The organism is Nocardia thraciensis, assembly GCF_054782435.1.
Window position 1 is genome coordinate 56,845 of the sequence record NZ_BAAGSM010000023.1, and the last position, 19,917, is coordinate 76,761.

Genomic DNA, 19,917 nt, shown 5'->3' on the forward strand with positions numbered 1-19,917 from the left:
TACCCTTCGCTATCAATAGTGCGAACCTATGATCCCGGTCACTGGACCTATATGACCGGCGTCACCTGGCGACATGCCGCGCAAGCCGGGTTTCCAGGCGCGTTTGCGCGAATCCGAGGATGAGGCAGATTACCCAGTAGTAGATTGCCGCGACCCCGTAGAGAGCGAAGAAATCGAAGGTCGGCGCGGCCGCCAATTGCGCCGTCCGCAACAGTTCGGTTACCAGGATGGTGGAGGCCAGCGACGTGTCCTTCACCAGCGAGATGAGCGTGTTCGACAGCGGCGGCACCGCGATGCGCGAGGCCTGCGGCAGGATGATCGAGCCCAGGGTCTGCGCCTGCGACAGGCCCAGCGCCTGCGCCGCCTCCCACTGGCCGTGCGCGACCGACAGAATCGCCGCGCGAATCACCTCCGCCGCGTAGCCGCCTACGTTGAGGCTGAAGGCGATCACCGCCGCAGGGAACGGATCGATGACGATATTCAGCTGCGGCAGCGCGTAGAACACGATGAACAGCTGCACCAGCAGCGGCGTGCCGCGAATGATCGAGATGTAGAACCGGGCCGCCGCCGCAACCGGCCACACCTTCGACATCCGCGCCAGCGCCACGAACAGCGCGAGCACCAGGCCGATCGAGAAGCTGACGGCGGTCAGCGGCAGGGTCTTGGTGACCGTCGCCTGCAGCATCGGCTGCAGGTTGTGGCGAATGAGTTCCCAGGTGGCGGGGTCCATGCGCTACTTGCTGACGTCGGTTCCGAAGTACTTGTCGGAGATCCGCGCCAGGGTGCCGTCGGCGCGCAGCGCGTCCAAGGCGCCGTTGACGTCGGTGGTCAGGCCGCCGGAATCCTTGCGGGCGGCGAAGGCCTGGCGGCTGGTCTCGCCGGTCTTGCCCGCGACCTTCACGCTGCCCTGGCCGTTCTGCTTGGTGTAGGCGCCGACCGCCAGCGTGTCGTTGACCGTGGCGTCGACGCGGCCGTCCTTCAGCAGCTGGACGGCCTGCACGAAGCCCTCCACCGCCTCCACCTTGCAACCGACGCCCGCGGCGACCTTGCTCCAGTTGCTGGTCGAGGACTGCGCGCAGGTCTTGCCGTTGAGGTCGCCGAGGGCGGCGATGCCGGAGTTGTCGGCGCGGGTGACGATGACGCCGTCGGAGGTGGTGTACGGCTGCGACAGCGAGTACTTCTGCTCGCGCTCGGGGCTCAGGGTCACCTGATTGGCGACCAGGTCGAAGCGCTTGGACTCCAGGCCCGCGAAGATGGCGTCCCACGGGGTCTGCACGAATTCGACGCGCTTGCCGAGCTTCCCGGCGACCGCCTGCACCACCTCGACGTCGTAGCCGGTGAGATTGCCGTCGGGCCCCTGGAAGCTGAACGGCGCGTAGGTGCCCTCGGTGCCGACCTTCAACACGTTCGGGTCGTTGCTGCTACAGGCGGCGGTCAACCCCGTGGCGGCGGCGATGGCGAGCACGGCGGCGAACAGCTTGCGGCGCAATGGGGTACCTCTCCAGCGGGCGCGGGCAGTCCCCACGCGCACGACACAGAACCGCCACAGCCTACGACATGCGACAACACCGACACACAATTACACGCACCCCGAGCGATTCAGCCACACACACCCTGAGCGATTCGGCTACACACCCGAGCCATTCGGCCACACACCCCGAGCCACACGGCCACTCAATCTCTTGCATTCCCCGCCTCTCGGCCCCCTGGGGCCGTGAGGCGGGGATCAGGTTACTCACGCGGCGCAGGTACGGGGGACGCTCAGCGCCGGACCCGTTCAGCTTTCCTGGAGGGGCCTGCCGTATTGGTCGCGGACCTTGCCGGTCAGGATCATGATGCCGTCTATGAGGGGCCAGATGCCGCCGAGACCGCAGGTCAGCCAGGTGACCGCGATCTGGCCGACGGCCAGGCCGGGGTAGCCGAGATAGAAGCGGCCGACGCCGAAGCTGCCGAGGAAGATCTGCAGCAGGCCCGCCACCATCTTCGACTTGTCGGAGTACGGCTCGCCGTACATATTGCGGCCGAACGGCGCCTCCGGGTCCATGCCCGGCATGCCGTACGGCGCGGGGGGATAGCCGCCGGGCGCGCCGTAGGGCTGGCCGTACTGCGGCTGCCCGTAAGGGTTCGGCTGGCCGTACGCATCCATGGGCGGCCCGGCGGGTTGCCCCATCGGCTGCTGCCCGGGCTGCCCCATGCCCGGGCCGGTTCCGGGCGCGCCGTACTGCGGCCCGTATCCCGGCTGCTGCTGGTAGGGGTCGGTCACTCAGGTCCTCCTAGTTTGCCCGGGCCCGCCTCGACGGCCCGGTCTCCCGTCCCGCCGCACGGCCGCGGCAGTCGGGTCAAAGCTTGCCCGACTCCGGCGGTTTCGTCGCGCCGGACGCCCCACCGTGGGCGGCATTCGCTGAATTATCGCTGGCGTCGGCGGAATCGTTGCGGTCGGTCGTGGACTCGGCCACTCCGCCCTCGGACTCGGCCGCTCCGTCTTCGGACTCAGCTGTTCGGCCCTCGGGCTCGCTCGGCCGGTCCGGCTCGGCAGCGTCGTTTTCGGATGCCTCGGGGCCGGGCCCCGCCGACTCCTCCGAGGTCTTCTCGTCTTCGATCGAACCAGCCTCGGGGGCAGTAGCTTCCGATTCCGCACCCGCCCGGCGGAGGGCGCCGAGCTGCCATGGCCACGGGCGGTGGCCGCCGGGCTCGAGCTGCGCGGCGGTCTCGCGGCCCTTGGTGGCAAGCGCGAAATAGGCGATGGCGCACAGGAATACCACCGCCGAGGTGAAGGAGTTGATGCGAATTCCGGCGATGTGCGTGGCCTCGTCGTCGCGCAGCAGTTCCACCCAGAACCGGCCGAAGCAGTAGATCGCGACGTACAGCGCGAACAACCGGCCGTGGCCGATGCGGTAGCGCTTGTCCACCCAGACCAGCACCAGCACGCCGAGCAGATTCCACACCAGCTCGTAGAGGAACGTCGGCTGCACGGTCTTTTCCACCACGCCGGTGGAGACGCCGTTCATCATGTCGAGCTGACCGTTGTCGTCGAAGCGCAGGAAGATCTGAAGGCCCCACGGCGCATCCGTGGCGCGGCCGTAGAGCTCCTGGTTGAAGTAGTTGCCGAGGCGGCCGATCGCCTGCGCCAGCAGGATCGCGGGGGCGATCGCATCGCCCAAGGCGGGCAACGGGATTCGGTACACCCGGCAGCCGATCCAGGCGCCGACGCCGCCGAGGAACACCGCGCCCCAGATGCCGAGGCCGCCCTCCCAGATCTTCAGCGCGTTCATCGGATGGCCGTCGTCGCCGAAGTACTTCTGCCAGTCGGTGGCGACGTGGTAGAGCCGACCGCCCACCAGCCCGAAGGGCACCGCGAACATGGCGACGTCCAGCACCGCGCCCGGCTGCCCGCCGCGCTCGCGCCACCGCCGCTCGCCCCACCAGATCGCGGCGACGATGCCCACGATGATGCACAGTGCGTAGGCCCGCAGCGGGAACCCTCCGACGTACCACACCCCGCGCGGCGGGCTGGGTATATAGGCCAGCACCGCGGCCTGCGCTCCACCGTGCGCAACAACACTGTCTGCCAGGACTGCAAAAGTCACGGCCCCACCGTAACGGAACGGAAGCCGAGAGCATGTGCTGCCCTGCACTCGGCGCGGAAACGGTTAGCTCAGGACGAGACCGGGGCCGAGCGCACGCCCTCGGCGAGTTCGGCGGTGAGGGCGCGGATCCGATCCATGCCCTCGCCGGCCGCGGAGACCAGGGCCGAGCCGACGATGACTCCGTCTGCGTACGAGGCGATTTCGGCGGCCTGTGCGCCGCTGCGCACGCCGAGACCGACGCCGATCGGGATGTCGGAGTGGGCCCGGACGCGCGCACACAGCGCGGGGGCCGCGGAGGACACCGCGTCCCGGGCCCCGGTCACGCCCATCGTGGAGGCGGCGTAGACGAATCCGCGGGTGGCGTCGAGGGTCTTGGCGAGCCGCTCCTCGGTCGAGGAGGGCGCCACCAGGAAGATGCGGTCGAGGTCGTGGGCGTCGGAGGCGGCCATCCACTCGTCGGCCTCCTCGGGAATCAGGTTCGGCGTGATCAGCCCGAGCCCGCCCGCGGCCGCGAGGTCGCGGGCGAAGGTGTCGACGCCGTACTTCAGCACCGGATTCCAGTAGGTCATCACCACGGCCTTGCCGCCCGCGTTGCTGATCGCCTCGACCACGGCGAACACGTCGCGCACCCGCACGCCGCCGCGCAGCGCCTGTTCCGTGGCGGCCTGGATGGTGGGCCCGTCCATCACCGGATCGGAGTAGGCGATGCCGACTTCGATGATGTCGCAACCGGATTCGACCATCGCTGTGCACGCGGCGATGGAGCCGATCAGGTCCGGGTACCCCGCGGGCAGATAGCCGATGAGAGCGGCGCGGCCCTCGGCGCGGCAGGCGACGAAGGTACTGCCCAAGCGACTCACGGCCGTCGCACGCTCGCTCACTTCGCGTCCTCTCCGTACAGCCCGAACCATTTGGCCGCGGTATCCATGTCTTTGTCACCACGCCCGGACAAGCTAACGAGAATGATTGCGCCCTCGCCCAATTCGCGGCCCAGCTGCAGCGCGCCCGCCACCGCGTGCGCGGACTCGATGGCCGGGATGATGCCCTCGGCGCGGGAGAGCAGCAGCAGCGCGTCCATCGCCTCGGTGTCGGTGATCGGCCGGTACTCGGCGCGGCCGGTGTCCTTGAGATAGGCGTGCTCGGGGCCCACCCCGGGATAGTCCAGACCCGCTGAGATGGAATGCGATTCGATGGTCTGGCCGTCGGAATCCTGCAGCAGGTACGAGTACGCACCCTGGAACGCGCCCGGGGCGCCGCCGGTGAAAGTGGCCGCGTGCCTACCGGTTTCGACACCGTCGCCCGCCGCCTCGTAGCCGACCAGCCGGACGCCGGGATCGTCGACGAAGGCGTGGAAGATGCCGATCGCGTTGGATCCGCCTCCGACACAGGCGGTCACGGCGTCGGGCAGTCGCCCCGTCCGGTCCAGCACCTGCGCCCGCGCCTCCAGGCCGATGACACGCTGAAAATCGCGCACCAGCAACGGGAACGGATGCGGGCCCGCGGCGGTGCCGAAGCAGTAGTAGGTGTCGTCGGCGTTGGTCACCCAGTCGCGCAACGCCTCGTTGATGGCGTCCTTCAGCGTCTGCGAGCCCGTGGTCACCGAGACCACCTCGGCGCCCAGCAGCCGCATCCGCGCCACGTTGAGCGCCTGCCGCGCGGTGTCGACGGCACCCATGTACACGATGCAGTTCAGCCCGAGCAGCGCGCAGGCGGTGGCGGTCGCCACGCCGTGCTGACCGGCGCCGGTCTCGGCGATGACCCGGGTCTTGCCCATCCGCTCGGCGAGCAGCGCCTGCCCGAGCACATTGTTGATCTTGTGTGAACCGGTGTGATTCAGGTCCTCCCGCTTGAGCAGGATCCGGGCGCCCCCGGCGTGCTCGGCCAGCCGCGTGCACTCGAACACCGGCGACGGGCGCCCGGCGTAATCGCGCTGCAGGCGGTCCAGTTCGGCGAGGAACCCCGGATCGACCCGGCATTTGTCGTACTCCGCGGTGACCTCCTCGATCACCGCCATCAGCGCCTCGGGGACGTGCCGCCCGCCATAGACGCCGAAGTGGCCGCCCAGGTCGGGCTCGTGGCTGCGCTGGGCGACGCCCGCGCTGGCCGGAGGCAGCTCCCCGGTGGTGTTGCCCGGTTCCTGCGTGCGAGTCATCGCGCCGCACCCCGGCGCAGCGGCCGCGGGCAGGAGGGATGGGTTCCGGCGGTCACCAGCTCCGAGACCGCGGCGCGCGGGTCGCCGCTGGTCACCAGGCTCTCGCCGACGAGCACCGCGTCCGCTCCCGCCCCGGCGTAGGCCAGCAGGTCGGCGGTGCCGCTGATGCCGGATTCGGCGATGCGGATGACCTCGGTCGGCAGGCCGGGCGCGATGCGGGCGAACACGTCGGTGTCCACCTCGAGGGTCTTCAGATTGCGGGCGTTCACCCCGATGACCGACGCTCCGGCCTCCAGCGCGCGGTCGGCCTCCTCCTCGGTGTGCACCTCGACCAGGGCGGTCATGCCCAGCGATTCGGTGCGATCGATCAGCGAGGACAGCACGTCCTGCTCCAGCGCGGCCACGATCAGCAGGATGACGTCGGCGCCGTGCGCGCGCGCCTCGTGGATCTGGTACGGCCCGACGACGAAGTCCTTGCGCAGGATCGGCACGTCGACCACCGCGCGCACCGCGTCCAGATCGTCCAGCGAGCCGTTGAAGCGGCGGCCCTCGGTGAGCACGCTGATGATGCGGGCGCCGCCGTCCTCGTAGGCCTTGGCGAGGCTGGCCGGGTCCGGGATGTCGGCCAGCTCGCCCTTGGAGGGACTGGCGCGCTTGACCTCGGCGATCACGCCGACACCGTCCTGATGCAGGGCGGCGTACCCGGGACGGGGCGAGGGCGCCGCGGCGGCGGCCTTCTTGACTGCCTGGAAATCCAGGACGGCTTCCCGAGCGGCCACATCCGCGCGGACCCCGTCGAGAATCGAGTCGAGTACCGTCATCTGGCTCGAATCCTTTCTGGGGAGACCGACTTGCTGCCTGAGAATCCCCCAAGGCGCTGTCTCACCGATGCAGGTAAAGAGTAAATGGCTAGGTTCCCGACACCGACGGCGGGGTGTTCCGCATCGCATCCGTCCCGACTGGGATAATGCTCACCTTCCGGGCTGATCGTCGGTGGGGTCGGCGCCCGCGTCGAGGGCGTCCCACAGCACACGTTCGGAGAGCTGGTCCGGTGCGGCGGAGTCCGGCTGGGACGCCCCGGCTTTCGCGTCCCCGCCCGGCTGCCGCTCCGCGGTTTTCGCCTGCTGCGCCGCCACCTGGTCGGCGGCCGCGGCGCGCCGGAACACCGGGTTGTCGTACTTGCCCGACAGCCGCGCCGTCTCCCGGGGCATGCGGGCGAGCAGCACGCCCGCCCCGAACGCCGCCACCGCGCCGACGAGGCTCAGCACCGCCGGGAACGAGGCCGAGGTCACCTGGTCCACCTGGGCGCGGGCGGGCAGTTCGGCCAGTGTGGCGGCCCGTTCGGCGAGCTGGCCCCGGCCGGTCACCAACGCGTAGCCGGGCACGGCGGCCACCGCGGCGAGCAGCGCGATCACCACGCCGAGCACCCGGCGCAGCCAGCCGCGCGTGGCGAATACCGCGGCGATCGCCGCCACCAGCACCAGGGCGAGCGGTGTCAGCGCACCGAACCATTCCCCGCCGTTCAACCTGTGCGTTCGAGGCTGCGTGAGCCCGTCGGACGAGACCAGCGTCACCCACGCCATCCGCGAGGACGCCCACAGCGCGATCGCGGCCACGGCGAGCAGGAATGCGGGGCCGACGGGGTATTTGCGCGGAGGCGCTTGCGCCGGTTCGGGTTCCGAGGAGTTCATAGCTGCTTACCGTCGGGGTGGTCGGGGGTGAAGACGCGCACGGTCTTGGCCGCGGCAATGGCTTTCAACACAGCCATCGCCTTGTTGCGGGCCTCGTCGTCCTCGTATTCGGGCACAGAGTCGGCGACGATGCCCGCGCCCGCCTGGACGTAGGCGGTGCCGTCCTTGAACAGCGCGGTGCGGATGGCGATCGCGGTATCGGCGTCGCCCGCGAAGTCGAGGTAGCCGACCACCCCGGCGTAGGTGCCGCGGCGGGTCGGCTCCAGCTCCTCGATCAGTTCCATCGCGCGCACCTTCGGCGCGCCCGACAGCGTGCCCGCCGGGAAGCAGGCCCGCACGGCGTCCAGGGCGATCTTGCCCGGCGCCAGCCGCGCCGACACCGTCGACACCAGGTGCATGACGTGGCTGTAGCGCTCCACGTGCCGGTACTCGGTGACGCGCACCGAGCCCGGCGCGCACACCCGGCCCAGATCGTTGCGGCCCAGGTCGACCAGCATCAGGTGCTCGGCGTTCTCCTTCTCGTCGGCCAGCAGGTCCTTCTCCAGCAGCTGGTCGTCCTCCTCGGTGGCGCCGCGCCACCGGGTGCCCGCGATCGGATGGGTGGTGGCCACGCCGTCCTTCACCGTGACCAGCGCCTCCGGGCTGGAGCCGACGATCGAGAAGGCTGTGCCGCCCGCGCCGTCCGGGATGTGCATCAGATACATGTACGGGCTCGGGTTCGACGCCCGCAGCATCCGGTACACCTCCAGCGGACTGCCGTCGTAGTCCATCTCGAACCGCTGCGACAGCACCACCTGGAACGCCTCGCCCGCCTCGATCTCCTTCACCAGGCGGCGCACCCCGGCGCCGAACTCCTCGGTGGTGCGCCGGCGGCGGTAATCCGGTTCGGGCCGGTCGAACACCGACACCGTGGAGGCGGCGGGGGCGGCCAGCGCGGCCGTCATCCGGTCCAGCCGGGCCACCGCGTCGTCGTAGGCCTCGTCGACCCGCTCGTCGGTGCCGTTCCAGTTGACCGCGTTGGCGATCAGCGTGATCGCGCCCTCGTGGTGGTCGAACGCGGCCAGGTCGGTGGCCAGCATCAGCACCATCTCCGGGAGCTGCAGGTCGTCGGTGGTCAGCTCGGGCAGCCGCTCCATACGGCGCACGATGTCGTAGCCGAGGTAGCCGACCAGGCCGCCGGTCAGCGGCGGCAGGCCCGGCAGCCGCTCGGTGCGCAGCAGCTCCAGCGTCTCGCGCAGCGCGGCCAGCGGTTCGCCGCCCGAGGGCGCGTCCGCGGGGGTGGTGCCCAGCCAGGCGGCCTGCCCGTCCACGACGCTCAGCGCGGCCCGGCTGCCCGCGCCGATGAACGACCAGCGCGACCACGATCGGCCGTTCTCCGCCGACTCGAGCAGGAACGTCCCCGGCCGTTCCGCGCCGAGCTTGCGATAGGCCGACAGCGGAGTCTCCGAGTCGGCCAGCACTTTTCGGGTGACCGGAACCACGCGGTGCTCGGCCGCGAGCGCGCGGAACCGCTCACGAGTCGTAGTGGTCCCCGGGCCGTCGGTTGCTGCGCCGTGCATCCCCTCATCATTTCAGGCGGTATGCCGTGCCGACGTGTGCGGGGTGGCCCCGCCGGTCGCCAGGCTACAAATCGGCCACGGTGGCCAGCCACGCCGCACGCGGCCCCGAATGACTGGGGCGAACCGCCGTGCCGAGGCGCGGCAATTCGGCATCGCCGCGCTCACTAGACTCGCGACGTTCCAAGTCGCACGCGGTATCCCTTGCAACGAGAGGAGTTCAACACAGATGTACCCCTCGCAGCCGGTCGCACCGGAGGGTCCCCGGCACGCAGCCCCACCCACGATCGGAGGCCCCCTGCCCGGTCAGCCGCCCCGGATGGTGAACATGAACCACTCCTCGAGCGGCCAGAACCCGGGCAAGCACAATGCGCTCGCGTCGTTCGTGACCTACGTCAAGGCCATCGAGAACCTGGACCGCAACCGGTTCCCCGACGAGTACGCCGAACACACCGACCGGATCCGGGAGCTCAAGCCGTTCCTGAAGGCGCACGGCATTCTCGACGTCATGCAGATCAAGAACCCGGAGGTCGCGGGAATCCTGGGCGTCTGATTCCGGCCAGAAGCATGCCGGAATGACGGGACGCCGTACGGCCCTGCCGACAGTACCGGGCGCATTCGGGGCCCGGTACTGTCGCTTCCTATGAAGGCTGGCCAGCGCGCTCCCCAGTTCGATCTTCCCGACCAGGCCGGGATCGCCCGCTCTCTGGATTCCCTGCTCTCCGGTGGCCCGCTGGTGCTGTTCTTCTTCCCCGCCGCCAACACCCCGGTCTGCACCGCCGAGGCGTGTCACTTCCGGGATCTGGCGGGCGACTTCGCGGCCGTGGGCGCCTCCTGCGCCGGTATCAGCGCCGATTCGGTCGACACCCAGGCGGGCTTCTCCGACAAGCAGCGGCTGGGCTATCCCCTGCTGTCCGACCGCGACGGCGCGGTGGCCGAGCGGTTCGGGGTCAAGCGCGGCCTGCTCGGCAAGCTGGCCCCGGTCAAGCGGCAGACGTTCGTCATCGATACCGACCGAACGGTCCTGAAAGTGATCACCGGTGAACTCCGGGCGAATATCCACGCCGATCACGCCCTGAGCTTCCTGCGCGATCGAAACCGCTGATCCGAAACGCCGGGCCGAGACATTCCCCCGCACCGGGCGGTGCACATACGCTGTTGCTATGACTTCGCGGAGTGTGGAGCAAACGTCCGGCACTAAGCCCGCCTCAACCACGTGGCGCAACCGGATCATTGCCGGGGTCGCCGTCGTGGCGGTACTCGTGGCCGCCTACTTCATCCTCGCGGCGTTCATTCCGCGCTGGTGGGCACAGCGCATCGCGAACATGTCCGGGCACGGCAGCTTCGCCAAGGGCATCTGGTCCGGGTTCGCGCTGGGCTTCGTGTGCACCCTGGTACCGCTGCTGCTCCTGCTGTTCGCGGTCACCGTCTGGAAGCGCCGGGGCGGCCGGTTCCTCGCCGGTGTGGCGGCGGTGCTGGCGGTGGCCGCGGCGCTGCCCAACCTGATGACCCTCACCATCGTGCTGGGCGGCAACAACGCCGCACACGCGGGCGAGCGGATCCTCGATGTGGACGCCCCCGGCTTCCGCGGCGCATCCCTGATCGCTGCGATCGTCGCGGCGGCGATCTTCCTGCTGTTCGTCTTCGTGGTCGTCCGGCGCCGTTATCGCAAACACCGCGCGGCCAAGCAGGCGCAGCGGCCACAGCCCGCCGAGCCGACCCCGCCCACCGAGGGTTTCCAGCCCCGGGAAGACCCGCCGACGCACTGAGGACCCACGTGATAGGTGTCACGTCATTGACTACACTCGTGACCCTCGAGCGAAATCATGGCAAACTTGATATCTGCCGGTGACCGATTTGAAGTTTCAATTTTCGCTAGCCCTGCTAACGAATAGGCGTCACGCGGCTGCATTGAGAGGGCGCGATGTGACGAAGTGGCTGAATCCCATCGAACAGCGAGCTTGGCGGACTCTTGTCGCGCTGACGACTCGGCTACCAGCAGCGATGGATACGCAGCTGCAGCGCGAGTCCGGCGTGACGCATTTCGAGTACTTCGTGATGGCACTGCTGTCGGAAGAAGCTGGCCATCGGCTGCAACTGAGCGAGCTGGCCTACAAAGCAAATGCTTCGCTATCTCGACTGTCCCATGTGGTAACAAAGTTGGAGCGTCTCGGCTGGGCGCGCCGGGAAACCATGCGCGGACGACGCGGCGCCTACGCAGTCCTCACCGACGCCGGGTACCGCAAGGTGGAGGACGCCACGCCCGGATACCTCGAGGCGGTCCGCGGGCTGGTGTTCGACGGTCTCGACGCCGAGCAGACCGAGCGGCTGGTCCAGCTCGGCGAGGCGCTGGTGGATCAGATGGAAGCCGGGATCAACCGCGGCATCGGCCGGTCGAACGGCCATCCGGGCCCGCCGGACGACGGCCAGGAGTAGCGATCACGCCTGGGCGGTCAGCAGCACGTCGCCGTCCCAGCAGGTGTGGGTGCCGGTGTGGCAGGCCGCGCCCTCCTGGTCCACGATCAGCAGCACGGCGTCGCCGTCGCAGTCCAGGCGCACCTCGTGCACGTACTGCGTGTGCCCCGAGGTCTCGCCCTTGACCCAGTACTGCTGCCGGGACCGGGAGTAGTAGGTCGCCTTGCGGGTTTCGAGGGTTCGGGCCAGCGCCTCGTCGTCCATCCACGCCATCATCAGCACGTCGCCGGTGCCGCGCTCCTGCGCGATCGCGGCGACCAGCCCGGCCTCGTTGCGCTGGAGACGGGCGGAGATAGCAGGATCCAGACTCATGCAGACCTTTATATCAATGCGTCAGCGGACGATGATTCCGTCGACCCGCATCGCGTCCTTGACCTGGCCGATGGTGAGGTCGCCGAAGTGGAAGACGCTGGCGGCCAGCACGGCGTCCGCGCCGGTCCGCACCGCCGGGGCGAAGTGCTCGACGCCGCCCGCGCCGCCGCTGGCGATGATCGGCACGGAGACCGCCTTGCGGACCGACGCGATCATCGGCAGGTCGAATCCCGCCTTGGTGCCATCGGCGTCCATCGAGTTCAGCAGGATCTCACCGACGCCCAGTTCGGCGCCGCGCAGCGCCCATTCGATCGCGTCGATGCCGGTGCCGCGCTTGCCGCCGTGGGTGGTGACCTCCCATCCGGACGGCGTGGGCGGATTGCCGTCGGGCACCAGGCGCGCGTCGACGGACAGCACGATGCACTGGGAGCCGAACCGCTGCGACATCTCGCGCAGGATCTCCGGATTCGCGATCGCCGCGGTGTTGACCGAGACCTTGTCGGCCCCGGCGCGCAGCAGCCGGTCCACGTCGTCGACGGTGCGCACGCCCCCGCCGACGGTGAGCGGGATGAAGATCTGCTCGGCGGTGCGGGTCACCACGTCGATCATGGTGCCGCGGTCGCCGGTGGAGGCGGTGACGTCGAGGAAGGTCAGCTCGTCGGCGCCCTGGGCGTCGTAGGCGGCGGCCAGTTCGACGGGATCGCCCGCGTCGCGCAGGTTTTCGAAGTTCACGCCCTTCACGACGCGGCCCGCGTCGACATCCAGGCACGGAATCACGCGTACCGCCAGTGTCATGGCGCCTCCGAATTCTCCGAGTCGTTGTCCTCGCGCCCTGCTCCCCCGTCGTCCTCGCGCCCCGCTCCCCTGTCGTCCCGGCGAACGCCGGGATCTTCGTGCTGCACGGTGTCACCCGGCGCGACTCCCGGGGGACGGGTCACGGCCGCGCTGTCGATCAGTTCCAGCAACTCCCCGTGCACCCCGGGCGCGGCGGCGAGCACCGACCCCGAGGTGATGGTCCACGGTTCGCCGCGCAGATCGGTGACCACTCCCCCGGCCGCGCGCACCAGGGCGACGCCCGCCGCGTTGTCCCAGGGGTGATGGCCGAATACCACCGCGCCACCGAGCACCCCGGAGGCGGTGAACGCCAGGTCGATTCCGGTGGAGCCGTGCATGCGCACCCGGCCCGACAACCGGCTCAGCGCCCCCAGCAGGTCGAAACGGAAGCGGCCGGGGATGCGGCCGTGACTGTCGATATTGAACGCGCCGAAGCCGATCATGGCGTCCGAGAGCCGCCCGGATTCCAAGGGCGGCAGCGGTTTTCCGTCGAGCAGCACCGGGCCGCCGACCGCCGCGGCGTAGCGGCGTCCCAGCAGCGGCAGCCAGGTCAGCCCGAGCACCGGTGCGCCGCCGTCGACCAGCGCCAGCAGCATCCCCGACAGCGGATGTCCCGCAGAGTAATTGAAGGTGCCGTCGATCGGGTCGAGGACCCAGGCGGTGCCCGAGGTCAGCTCCGGGCCGCCGAATTCCTCGCCGTGCACCGGGATTCCGGTCCGCTCGCGCAGCTGTGCCGAGAGCGTGCGCTCCAGCTCGAGATCCAGTTCGGTGGCGAAGTCGCCGCGACCCTTGGCGACCGCGCTCGGCGCGCCGACGCCCTCGACGAAACGCGGTGTGGCGGCATCCAACAACTCGCTCGCGACGGCGAGCAGTCCGTCGAGGTCGGCGCCCGCGCGCCCCGGGTGTGAGTCCACGTCCGCGTGCCCGTCGCTTGCCTCGCCCATACCCTCAGCTCACCGCTGCGAGCGCCTCGGGCAGCGTGAATCGCCCGGCGTACAGGGCCTTTCCGACGATCGCGCCCTCCACGCCCTCGGGTACCAGCCCGGCGATGGCGCGCAGGTCGTCCAGGGTGGAGACGCCGCCGGAGGCGATCACCGGGGCCTCGGTGGCATTGGTGACCTCGCGGAGCAGGTCGAGGTTCGGGCCGGTGAGGGTGCCGTCCTTGGTGACGTCGGTGACGACGTAGCGCGCGCAGCCGTCGCGCTCCAGGCGTTCGAGCACCTCCCACAGGTCGCCGCCGTCGCTGACCCAGCCGCGCCCGCGCAGCCGGTACTCGCCGTCGTCGATGATCCGCACGTCCATGCCGACGGCGATGCGGTCCCCGTATTCGGCGATGGCGCGGGCGCACCACTGCGGGTCCTCCAACGCCGCGGTGCCGAGGTTGACCCGGGCGCAGCCGGTGGCCAGGGCCGCCTTCAGCGACTCGTCGTCGCGGATGCCGCCGGACAGCTCGACCTTGACGTCGAGCTCGCCGACCACCTCGGCGAGCAGATCCCGGTTGGAGCCGCGGCCGAAGGCGGCGTCCAGATCGACCAGATGTACCCACTCGGCTCCGGCCTGCTGCCAGGCCAACGCGGCCTCGCGCGGCGATCCGTAGCTCGTTTCGCTGCCGGCCTCGCCCTGAACCAGGCGCACGGCCTCACCATTGGCGACATCGACGGCAGGAAGCAGCACTAAACTCACGCCAGTAGCCTACTGGGCAGCGTTCCTGGTCCCGGCGCCGGGATGACGCAAATAGGACGCCGGTCACGGCCGTGTGGCGCGATCTGCGAGGTTTGCCCGGCCCTCCGGCGGGCTATACGAACAACGTTGTGCCGACCCACCGGCGAAAGTCCGGTCACACGCCGAGCGTGCGTATCCTGGGGTCCGGCCACCCATAGGTCCCATGTACGTCGACGAACAAGGATTTCAGTCATGCCCCGGATCACGCTGCGCCGCTTCGTGATTGCGCTGCCCGCGGCGGCGGTCGCGGTGGCCGCGCTGACCGTGGTTCCCCCGGCGGCCGCCGCGCCCACCGACCCCGCCCAGCTGGCCGCGTGCGATTTCGGCCGCCAGCTCAGCACGTTCGACTTCAACGCCTACGACGACTACGACCGGCGCGTGCTGGACCGTTCCACCGGCCCGTTCCACGAGCAGTTCCAGGCCTCCGCCGCCGAGCGCCGCGCCCGCGCCACCGGATCGCACACCATCGCCGAGGCGCGCACGGTCGAATGCCGCACCGAGACCTCCGATCCCGAGCACGCCGAGATCATGGTGACGGTCGACCAGTCGACCCGCAGCGACGTCACCCTGGGCCTGCCGCAGCCGATCCGCTCCAGCATGCGGGTGTACCTGGACAACGTCGAGGGCCGCTGGCTGGCCAGCCGGGTGGACCCGGTGCAGGCCATGCGGTAGTACCGGCCGGAACCCTCCGGAGTCAGGAGTCGGCCGAGCCCGTAGCGATGTAGCCCACCCATCGGGGGATGTCGAACAGGGTCGCGAGCAGTGCCGGAATGTCGCCCATGGCAGTCCCTTTCCCGCTGTGTCGTGCCTCGTCCCCGCGACGATAGCGGATCGGTAGCCGAAAGGACCGTAGCCCCACGCGGGGGTGCGTGATGTGGCTGCCCCGATCGAATCGCTAGAGCGACTTCACCCAATTGCGGAGGAGTTGCGCGCCCGCGTCGCCGGACTTCTCCGGGTGGAACTGGGTGGCGCTGAGCGGGCCGTTCTCCACGGCCGCGAGGAACGGGCCGCCATGTTCGGACCAGGTGAGCTGGGCCGGGGCGAGGGGGCCGCCCTCCGGCAGCTCCCAGGCGCGGGCCGCGTAGGAATGCACGAAGTAGAAGCGGGTCTCGGGATCCATGCCGCCGAACAGCACCGAATCCGCCGGTGCGCGCACCGTATTCCAGCCCATGTGCGGCAGCACCTCGGCGGGTAACCGGTCCACGGTGCCGGGCCATTCCGCGCAGCCGTCGGTTTCCACGCCGAATTCGACGCCGCGCTCGAACAGGATCTGCATGCCCACGCAGATCCCGAGCACGGGTCGCCCACCGGCGAGGCGCTTGCCGATCAGGCGATCACCGCGCACCGACAACAGCCCCGCCATGCACGCGGCGAAGGCGCCGACGCCCGGAACCACCAACCCGTCCGAATTCAAGGCGATTTCCGGATCCGCGGTCACCGTGACGTCGGCACCGGCGCGGACCAGGGCGCGATGGGCGGAGTGCAGGTTGCCGGAGCCGTAATCCAGCAGCGCCACGGTCGTCACAGCGTTCCCTTCGTCGACGGCACCCCGGTCACCCGCGGGTCGAGCTCCACCGCGGCGCGCAAAGCCCGTGCCACGGCCTTGAATTCGGCCTCGGTGACGTGGTGCTGGTCGCGGCCGTAGAGCACCCGGACGTGCAGTGCGATGCGGGCGTTGAGCGCGATCGACTCGAAGACGTGGCGGTTGAGCACGGTCGAGTAGGGCGCGCCCGGGCCGTTCGTCGGGACCACCGTGTGCAGCAGGTGATCCGGCTCGCCGGTGTGCACGCAGTACGGCCGCCCCGATACGTCGACGGCGGCGTGCGCGAGGGTCTCGTCCATCGGGATGTAGGCGTCGCCGAAGCGGCGGATGCCCTGCTTGTCGCCCAACGCCTGGGCCAGCGCCTGGCCGAACACGATCGCGGTGTCCTCGACCGTGTGGTGCGCCTCGATCTCGATATCGCCCTCGGCCCGCACGGACAGGTCGAAGCTGGCGTGTGCGCCCAATGCGGTCAGCATGTGGTCGTAGAACGGGACGCCGGTGGCGATATCGGTGCGGCCGGTGCCGTCGAGGTCCAACTCGACGACGATGCTGGATTCCTTGGTGGTGCGCTCCACCCGTGCGGTTCGGTTCACAGTCGCCCCTCCAGTGCCGTGGCGGCCAGTTTCGCGCTGACGCGCAGGAATACGTCGTTCTCGGCGGCCAGCCCGATGGTGACCCGCAGGTGCCCGGGGATGCCGACATCGCGGATCAGCACGCCCTCGTCGAGATATCGCTGCCAGGCGGCGGGCGCGTCGGCGAAGTGGCCGAACAGCAGGAAGTTGGCGTCGCTGGGCGAGACCCAGTAGCCCATCTCGCGCAGCGCGGGCACCACCCGGTCCCGCTCGGCCGCCAATTCCGCGACGCTGCCCAGGGTTTCGTCGGCGTGCCGCAGCGCCGCCCGCGCCGCCGCCTGCGTGACCACCGACAGGTGGTAGGGCAGCCGCACCAGCAGCATCGCGTCGATCACGGCCGGGGCGGCGGCCAGGTAGCCGAGGCGGCCTCCGGCGAAGGCGAAGGCCTTCGACATCGTGCGCGTGACAACCAGTTTCGTCGGGAACCGGTCGATCAGCTCCATCGCGCTGGGCGCGCCGGAGAATTCGCCGTAGGCCTCGTCCACCACCACGAGACCCGGTGCGGCGTCGAGGATTCGGACCAGGTCGGGCAGCGCGATGCTGTGCCCGGTCGGATTGTTCGGGCTGGTCACGAAGACCACGTCGGGGCGGCGTTCGGCGATCGTCAGCACCGCGTAGTCGATATCGAGGGAGAAGTCGGCGCTGCGCTTGGCCTCCACCCATTCGGTATCGATGCCCTCGGAGATGATCGGGTGCATCGAATACGACGGTACGAACCCCAGCGCGCTGCGCCCGGGCCCGCCGAAAGCCTGCAGCAGCTGCTGCAGGATCTCGTTGGAGCCGTTGGCCGCCCACACGTTCGCCACGTCGAGGACCACCCCGGTCTGCCTGGTCAGGTACGCGGCCAGGTCGGTGCGCAGGGCGATCGCGTCGCGGTCCGGGTAGCGGTGCAGATCGGCCGCCGCGGCCCGGATCGACTCCGCGACATCGTCGATCAGGGCGCGAGTCGGCGGATGCGGGTTCTCGTTGGTGTTCAGCTGCACCGGCACGGTCAGTTGCGGTGCGCCGTAGGGCTTCTTGCCGCGCAGGTTGTCCCGCAGCGGCAGATCGTCGAGCGTGATGACGGCGCCCGGAACCGGCTGCGCGGTCACGACAGCGCCTCGAACCGCGCCCGCACGGCCTGGCCGTGCGCGGGCAGATCCTCCGCGTTGGCGAGCGCGACCACGTGTCCCGCAACGTCTTTCAGCGCGGTCTCGTCGTATTCGACGACGTGGATGCCGCGCAGGAACGTCTGCACGCTCAGACCCGAGGAGTGCCGGGCGCATCCGGCGGTCGGCAGCACGTGGTTGGAACCGGCGCAGTAGTCGCCCAGGCTCACCGGGGACCAGGCGCCCACGAAAACCGCTCCGGCACTGCGGATCCGGGCCGCGACGGCGGACGCGTCGGCGGTCTGGATCTCCAGGTGCTCGGCGGCGTAGGCGTTCACCACGCGCAGCCCCTGCTCGATATCGTCGACGAGGACGGTGCCGGACTGCTTGCCGGACAAGGCTTCCGCCACCCTGTCGCGGTGTTTGACGACCGCCAGCTGGGTGGTGATCGCGGCATCGACGGCATCGGCCAGCTCGGCGCTGGCGGTGACCAGCACGCTGGCGGCCAGCACGTCGTGCTCGGCCTGACTGATCAGGTCGGCGGCCACGTGCACCGGATCGGCGGTGGCGTCGGCGAGGATCGCGATCTCGGTCGGCCCGGCCTCGGCGTCGATGCCGACCAAGCCGCGGCACAGGCGCTTGGCGGCGGTGACATAGATATTGCCCGGGCCGGTGATCATGTCGACCGGCGCCAGCTGGGCGCCGTCGGTATCGGTGCCGCCGTAGGACAGCAGCGCGACCGCCTGGGCCCCGCCGACCGCCCAGACCTCGTCCACGCCGAGCAGCTTCGCCGCCGCGAGAATGGTCGGGTGCGGGAGCCCGCCGAACTGCCGCTGCGGCGGCGAGGCCACCACCAGCGACTCGACACCGGCGGCCTGGGCGGGCACCACGTTCATCACGACGCTGGACGGGTAGACGGCATTGCCGCCGGGCACGTACAGGCCGACGCGCTCGACCGGCACCCACCGCTCGGTCACGGTGCCGCCGGGAACCACCTCGGTGGTTGTGTCGGTGCGCCGCTGGTCCGCGTGCACCGCGCGGGTGCGCGCGATCGCGACCTCGAGCGCCGCGCGCACCGGTGGATCCAGTTGCTCCAGCGCCCGGTCCAGTTCGGCGGCCGGGACGCGCACCGACGTTGGCGCCACGCCGTCGAACTTCTCGCTGAACTCCTGTGCCGCCTCGACACCCCGGTCGCGAATCGCCTCCACGACCGGCCGCACATGAGGCAACACCGAGTCGACGTCGACTCCCCCGCGCGGCAGCGCGGTGCGCAGCTCGGCGGCGGTGGGAGTGCGACCGCGCAGATCGACGCGGGCGAGCTCGATGCGGGATGTCATAGCGGCGCGGAATCCTTGTCTGTGCTGGTCATCACACCGAAGCCGGAAGGCCTCGGGCCGCCTACCAGACTATCGGGTCGGCCCAGTGATCTATCCCGCCGCCTCCGAACTTCCCGCACCCCGCGTTCGCCCACGCACCCCCTACAACGCTTGTAGGGGGTGCGTGGGCGTGCCAGGGGTGCGGGAAGTGTGTGCGCCGGTCAGGTGAGGCGTTGGCGGAGGGTGGGGATGCCTTCGCCCTCGAGGTCGGGCAGGGCTGCGGGGCGGCCGACCATGGCGAGTGCCAGGGCCTCGGCGGGGCCGCGGACCTCGGGGCCCGCGCCCTGGGTCCAGTCGAGGTCGGTGGCGGCGAAGCGGAGGCCTCGGGTGTAGCGGCGGGGGAACGCGAAGGGATCGGGATTGGCCAAGACGGCCCGGAGCCGTTCCGGCGGGACCTCGCGTTCGCGGCCGAGCGGGCGGCGGATGTCCTGCTGGTGCACGAAGGTGTCGGCAAGGGCCAAGCCGGGCGACATGCGCGAGAACCAGCCATCGGGGCCCGCGAGCCGGTCGGTCAGGGTCGCGGTCGGCAACGAGGCCATCTTGCGCACCAGGAGCTCGTTCACCCGGTCGACCGAGAACCGCCCCCGCACCAGGAGCGCGGTGTAGGACGACAGCGTGACCGTGTCGGTCTGCAAGTGCGCCACCACATCCCGCACCCGCCAGCCCTCGCACAGCGATGGCGACTCCCACTCCTCCTCGGACAGGCTGCGCAGCAACGAGACCAGCTCGGCACGCTCCGCCCTGAGCATCAGCCGTGTATTCATCACGAAAGGCTAACCGGCGCAACGAGTTGGGCGATACCCATGGCGCTTCCGGGAGTGGGCGAGATCCCGTCGTCGCGGCCCCAGGGGGCCGCGACGACGGGAAATGAGGGAGCCGGACGGGGCGCACCAGGGAGTTGGGCGTGTCCGAGGGGAACGGGCGTGTCGGAGAGGAACGGGCGTGTCCG

General features: G+C 70.1%; 23 protein-coding genes. 5 read left to right on the forward strand and 18 right to left on the reverse strand.

The genetic code is table 11. The features are described 5' to 3' along the window. Window positions 1–61: 61 nt before the first annotated feature. The 9 genes from ACYVLQ_RS13980 to ACYVLQ_RS14020 form a co-directional block, all read right to left on the reverse strand. A complete protein-coding gene (locus ACYVLQ_RS13980; RefSeq protein WP_460697878.1) occupies window positions 62–730 on the reverse strand; it encodes an amino acid ABC transporter permease in 669 nt (222 codons plus the stop codon). 3 nt (window positions 731–733) lie between these two features. After that, on the reverse strand, window positions 734–1,531 hold the full coding sequence (locus ACYVLQ_RS13985; RefSeq protein WP_460697879.1) for a transporter substrate-binding domain-containing protein: 798 nt from the start codon (window positions 1,529–1,531) through the stop codon (window positions 734–736). Window positions 1,532–1,777: 246 nt separating this feature from the next. After that, entirely contained in the window at window positions 1,778–2,263 is a 486-nt protein-coding gene (locus tag ACYVLQ_RS13990) for a TM2 domain-containing protein (protein ID WP_460697880.1), read from the reverse strand. A 76-nt stretch (window positions 2,264–2,339) separates the two neighbouring features. Continuing rightward, on the reverse strand, window positions 2,340–3,587 hold the full coding sequence (gene lgt, locus ACYVLQ_RS13995) for a prolipoprotein diacylglyceryl transferase (RefSeq protein ID WP_460697881.1): 1,248 nt from the start codon (window positions 3,585–3,587) through the stop codon (window positions 2,340–2,342). A gap of 68 nt (window positions 3,588–3,655) precedes the next feature. Beyond that, window positions 3,656–4,468, reverse strand: coding sequence for a tryptophan synthase subunit alpha (gene trpA / locus ACYVLQ_RS14000; protein ID WP_460697882.1), 813 nt, complete (start codon window positions 4,466–4,468; stop codon window positions 3,656–3,658). Next, entirely contained in the window at window positions 4,465–5,739 is a 1,275-nt protein-coding gene (gene trpB, locus ACYVLQ_RS14005; RefSeq protein ID WP_460697883.1) for a tryptophan synthase subunit beta, read from the reverse strand. The genes trpA and trpB overlap by 4 nt, the downstream gene beginning before the upstream one ends. Next, window positions 5,736–6,560 (reverse strand): indole-3-glycerol phosphate synthase TrpC, encoded by an 825-nt coding sequence (gene trpC / locus ACYVLQ_RS14010; RefSeq protein ID WP_280267422.1) that lies wholly within the window; start codon window positions 6,558–6,560, stop codon window positions 5,736–5,738. The genes trpB and trpC overlap by 4 nt, the downstream gene beginning before the upstream one ends. A gap of 150 nt (window positions 6,561–6,710) precedes the next feature. Further along, complete coding sequence (locus tag ACYVLQ_RS14015; RefSeq protein WP_460697884.1) at window positions 6,711–7,430, reverse strand: TIGR02234 family membrane protein; 720 nt, start codon at window positions 7,428–7,430, stop codon at window positions 6,711–6,713. Beyond that, a complete protein-coding gene (locus tag ACYVLQ_RS14020; protein ID WP_460697885.1) occupies window positions 7,427–8,989 on the reverse strand; it encodes an anthranilate synthase component I in 1,563 nt (520 codons plus the stop codon). The genes ACYVLQ_RS14015 and ACYVLQ_RS14020 overlap by 4 nt, the downstream gene beginning before the upstream one ends. 325 nt (window positions 8,990–9,314) lie before the next feature. On the opposite strand from ACYVLQ_RS14020, the gene ACYVLQ_RS14025 reads away from it, so the two are divergent. The 4 genes from ACYVLQ_RS14025 to ACYVLQ_RS14040 all read left to right on the forward strand — a co-directional run bounded on the left by ACYVLQ_RS14025 (window position 9,315) and on the right by ACYVLQ_RS14040 (window position 11,422). Continuing rightward, window positions 9,315–9,539 (forward strand): hypothetical protein, encoded by a 225-nt coding sequence (locus ACYVLQ_RS14025; RefSeq protein WP_460697886.1) that lies wholly within the window; start codon window positions 9,315–9,317, stop codon window positions 9,537–9,539. Between the two features lie 90 nt (window positions 9,540–9,629). Then, window positions 9,630–10,091: a peroxiredoxin gene (locus ACYVLQ_RS14030; protein ID WP_460697887.1), complete on the forward strand. Its 462-nt coding sequence runs from the start codon at window positions 9,630–9,632 to the stop codon at window positions 10,089–10,091. A gap of 58 nt (window positions 10,092–10,149) precedes the next feature. Next, entirely contained in the window at window positions 10,150–10,755 is a 606-nt protein-coding gene (locus tag ACYVLQ_RS14035) for a permease (protein ID WP_460697888.1), read from the forward strand. Window positions 10,756–10,912: 157 nt separating this feature from the next. Continuing rightward, the gene (locus tag ACYVLQ_RS14040) at window positions 10,913–11,422 is read left to right on the forward strand and encodes a MarR family winged helix-turn-helix transcriptional regulator (protein WP_460697889.1); all 510 of its coding nucleotides are present in this window, start codon (window positions 10,913–10,915) and stop codon (window positions 11,420–11,422) included. A 3-nt stretch (window positions 11,423–11,425) separates the two neighbouring features. On the opposite strand, the gene hisI is transcribed toward ACYVLQ_RS14040, so the two are convergent. Genes hisI through priA form a run of 4 tightly spaced genes read right to left on the reverse strand, consistent with a single transcriptional unit; the run spans window position 11,426 to window position 14,290 of the window. Beyond that, window positions 11,426–11,773, reverse strand: coding sequence for a phosphoribosyl-AMP cyclohydrolase (hisI, locus tag ACYVLQ_RS14045; protein ID WP_460697890.1), 348 nt, complete (start codon window positions 11,771–11,773; stop codon window positions 11,426–11,428). Between the two features lie 21 nt (window positions 11,774–11,794). Further along, complete coding sequence (gene hisF, locus ACYVLQ_RS14050; protein ID WP_460697891.1) at window positions 11,795–12,568, reverse strand: imidazole glycerol phosphate synthase subunit HisF; 774 nt, start codon at window positions 12,566–12,568, stop codon at window positions 11,795–11,797. Beyond that, window positions 12,565–13,551, reverse strand: coding sequence for an inositol monophosphatase family protein (locus ACYVLQ_RS14055; protein ID WP_460697892.1), 987 nt, complete (start codon window positions 13,549–13,551; stop codon window positions 12,565–12,567). Before ACYVLQ_RS14055 ends, hisF begins: the two co-directional genes overlap by 4 nt. A gap of 4 nt (window positions 13,552–13,555) precedes the next feature. Next, on the reverse strand, window positions 13,556–14,290 hold the full coding sequence (priA, locus tag ACYVLQ_RS14060) for a bifunctional 1-(5-phosphoribosyl)-5-((5-phosphoribosylamino)methylideneamino)imidazole-4-carboxamide isomerase/phosphoribosylanthranilate isomerase PriA (protein WP_460697893.1): 735 nt from the start codon (window positions 14,288–14,290) through the stop codon (window positions 13,556–13,558). Window positions 14,291–14,521: 231 nt separating this feature from the next. On the opposite strand from priA, the gene ACYVLQ_RS14065 reads away from it, so the two are divergent. Then, window positions 14,522–15,001 (forward strand): hypothetical protein, encoded by a 480-nt coding sequence (locus tag ACYVLQ_RS14065; RefSeq protein ID WP_460697894.1) that lies wholly within the window; start codon window positions 14,522–14,524, stop codon window positions 14,999–15,001. Between the two features lie 223 nt (window positions 15,002–15,224). Here the strand turns inward: ACYVLQ_RS14065 and hisH are convergent, their stop codons facing one another. From hisH to ACYVLQ_RS14090, 5 genes are all read right to left on the reverse strand, one after another. Continuing rightward, window positions 15,225–15,854 (reverse strand): imidazole glycerol phosphate synthase subunit HisH, encoded by a 630-nt coding sequence (gene hisH / locus ACYVLQ_RS14070; RefSeq protein ID WP_460697895.1) that lies wholly within the window; start codon window positions 15,852–15,854, stop codon window positions 15,225–15,227. Further along, entirely contained in the window at window positions 15,851–16,465 is a 615-nt protein-coding gene (gene hisB, locus ACYVLQ_RS14075) for an imidazoleglycerol-phosphate dehydratase HisB (protein ID WP_460697896.1), read from the reverse strand. Before hisB ends, hisH begins: the two co-directional genes overlap by 4 nt. Beyond that, the gene (locus tag ACYVLQ_RS14080) at window positions 16,462–17,595 is read right to left on the reverse strand and encodes a histidinol-phosphate transaminase (RefSeq protein WP_460697897.1); all 1,134 of its coding nucleotides are present in this window, start codon (window positions 17,593–17,595) and stop codon (window positions 16,462–16,464) included. The genes hisB and ACYVLQ_RS14080 overlap by 4 nt, the downstream gene beginning before the upstream one ends. Further along, the gene (gene hisD / locus ACYVLQ_RS14085; RefSeq protein ID WP_460697898.1) at window positions 17,592–18,929 is read right to left on the reverse strand and encodes a histidinol dehydrogenase; all 1,338 of its coding nucleotides are present in this window, start codon (window positions 18,927–18,929) and stop codon (window positions 17,592–17,594) included. The genes ACYVLQ_RS14080 and hisD overlap by 4 nt, the downstream gene beginning before the upstream one ends. Before the next feature lie 200 nt (window positions 18,930–19,129). Further along, complete coding sequence (locus tag ACYVLQ_RS14090; protein WP_460697899.1) at window positions 19,130–19,732, reverse strand: maleylpyruvate isomerase family mycothiol-dependent enzyme; 603 nt, start codon at window positions 19,730–19,732, stop codon at window positions 19,130–19,132. Window positions 19,733–19,917: the final 185 nt, after the last annotated feature.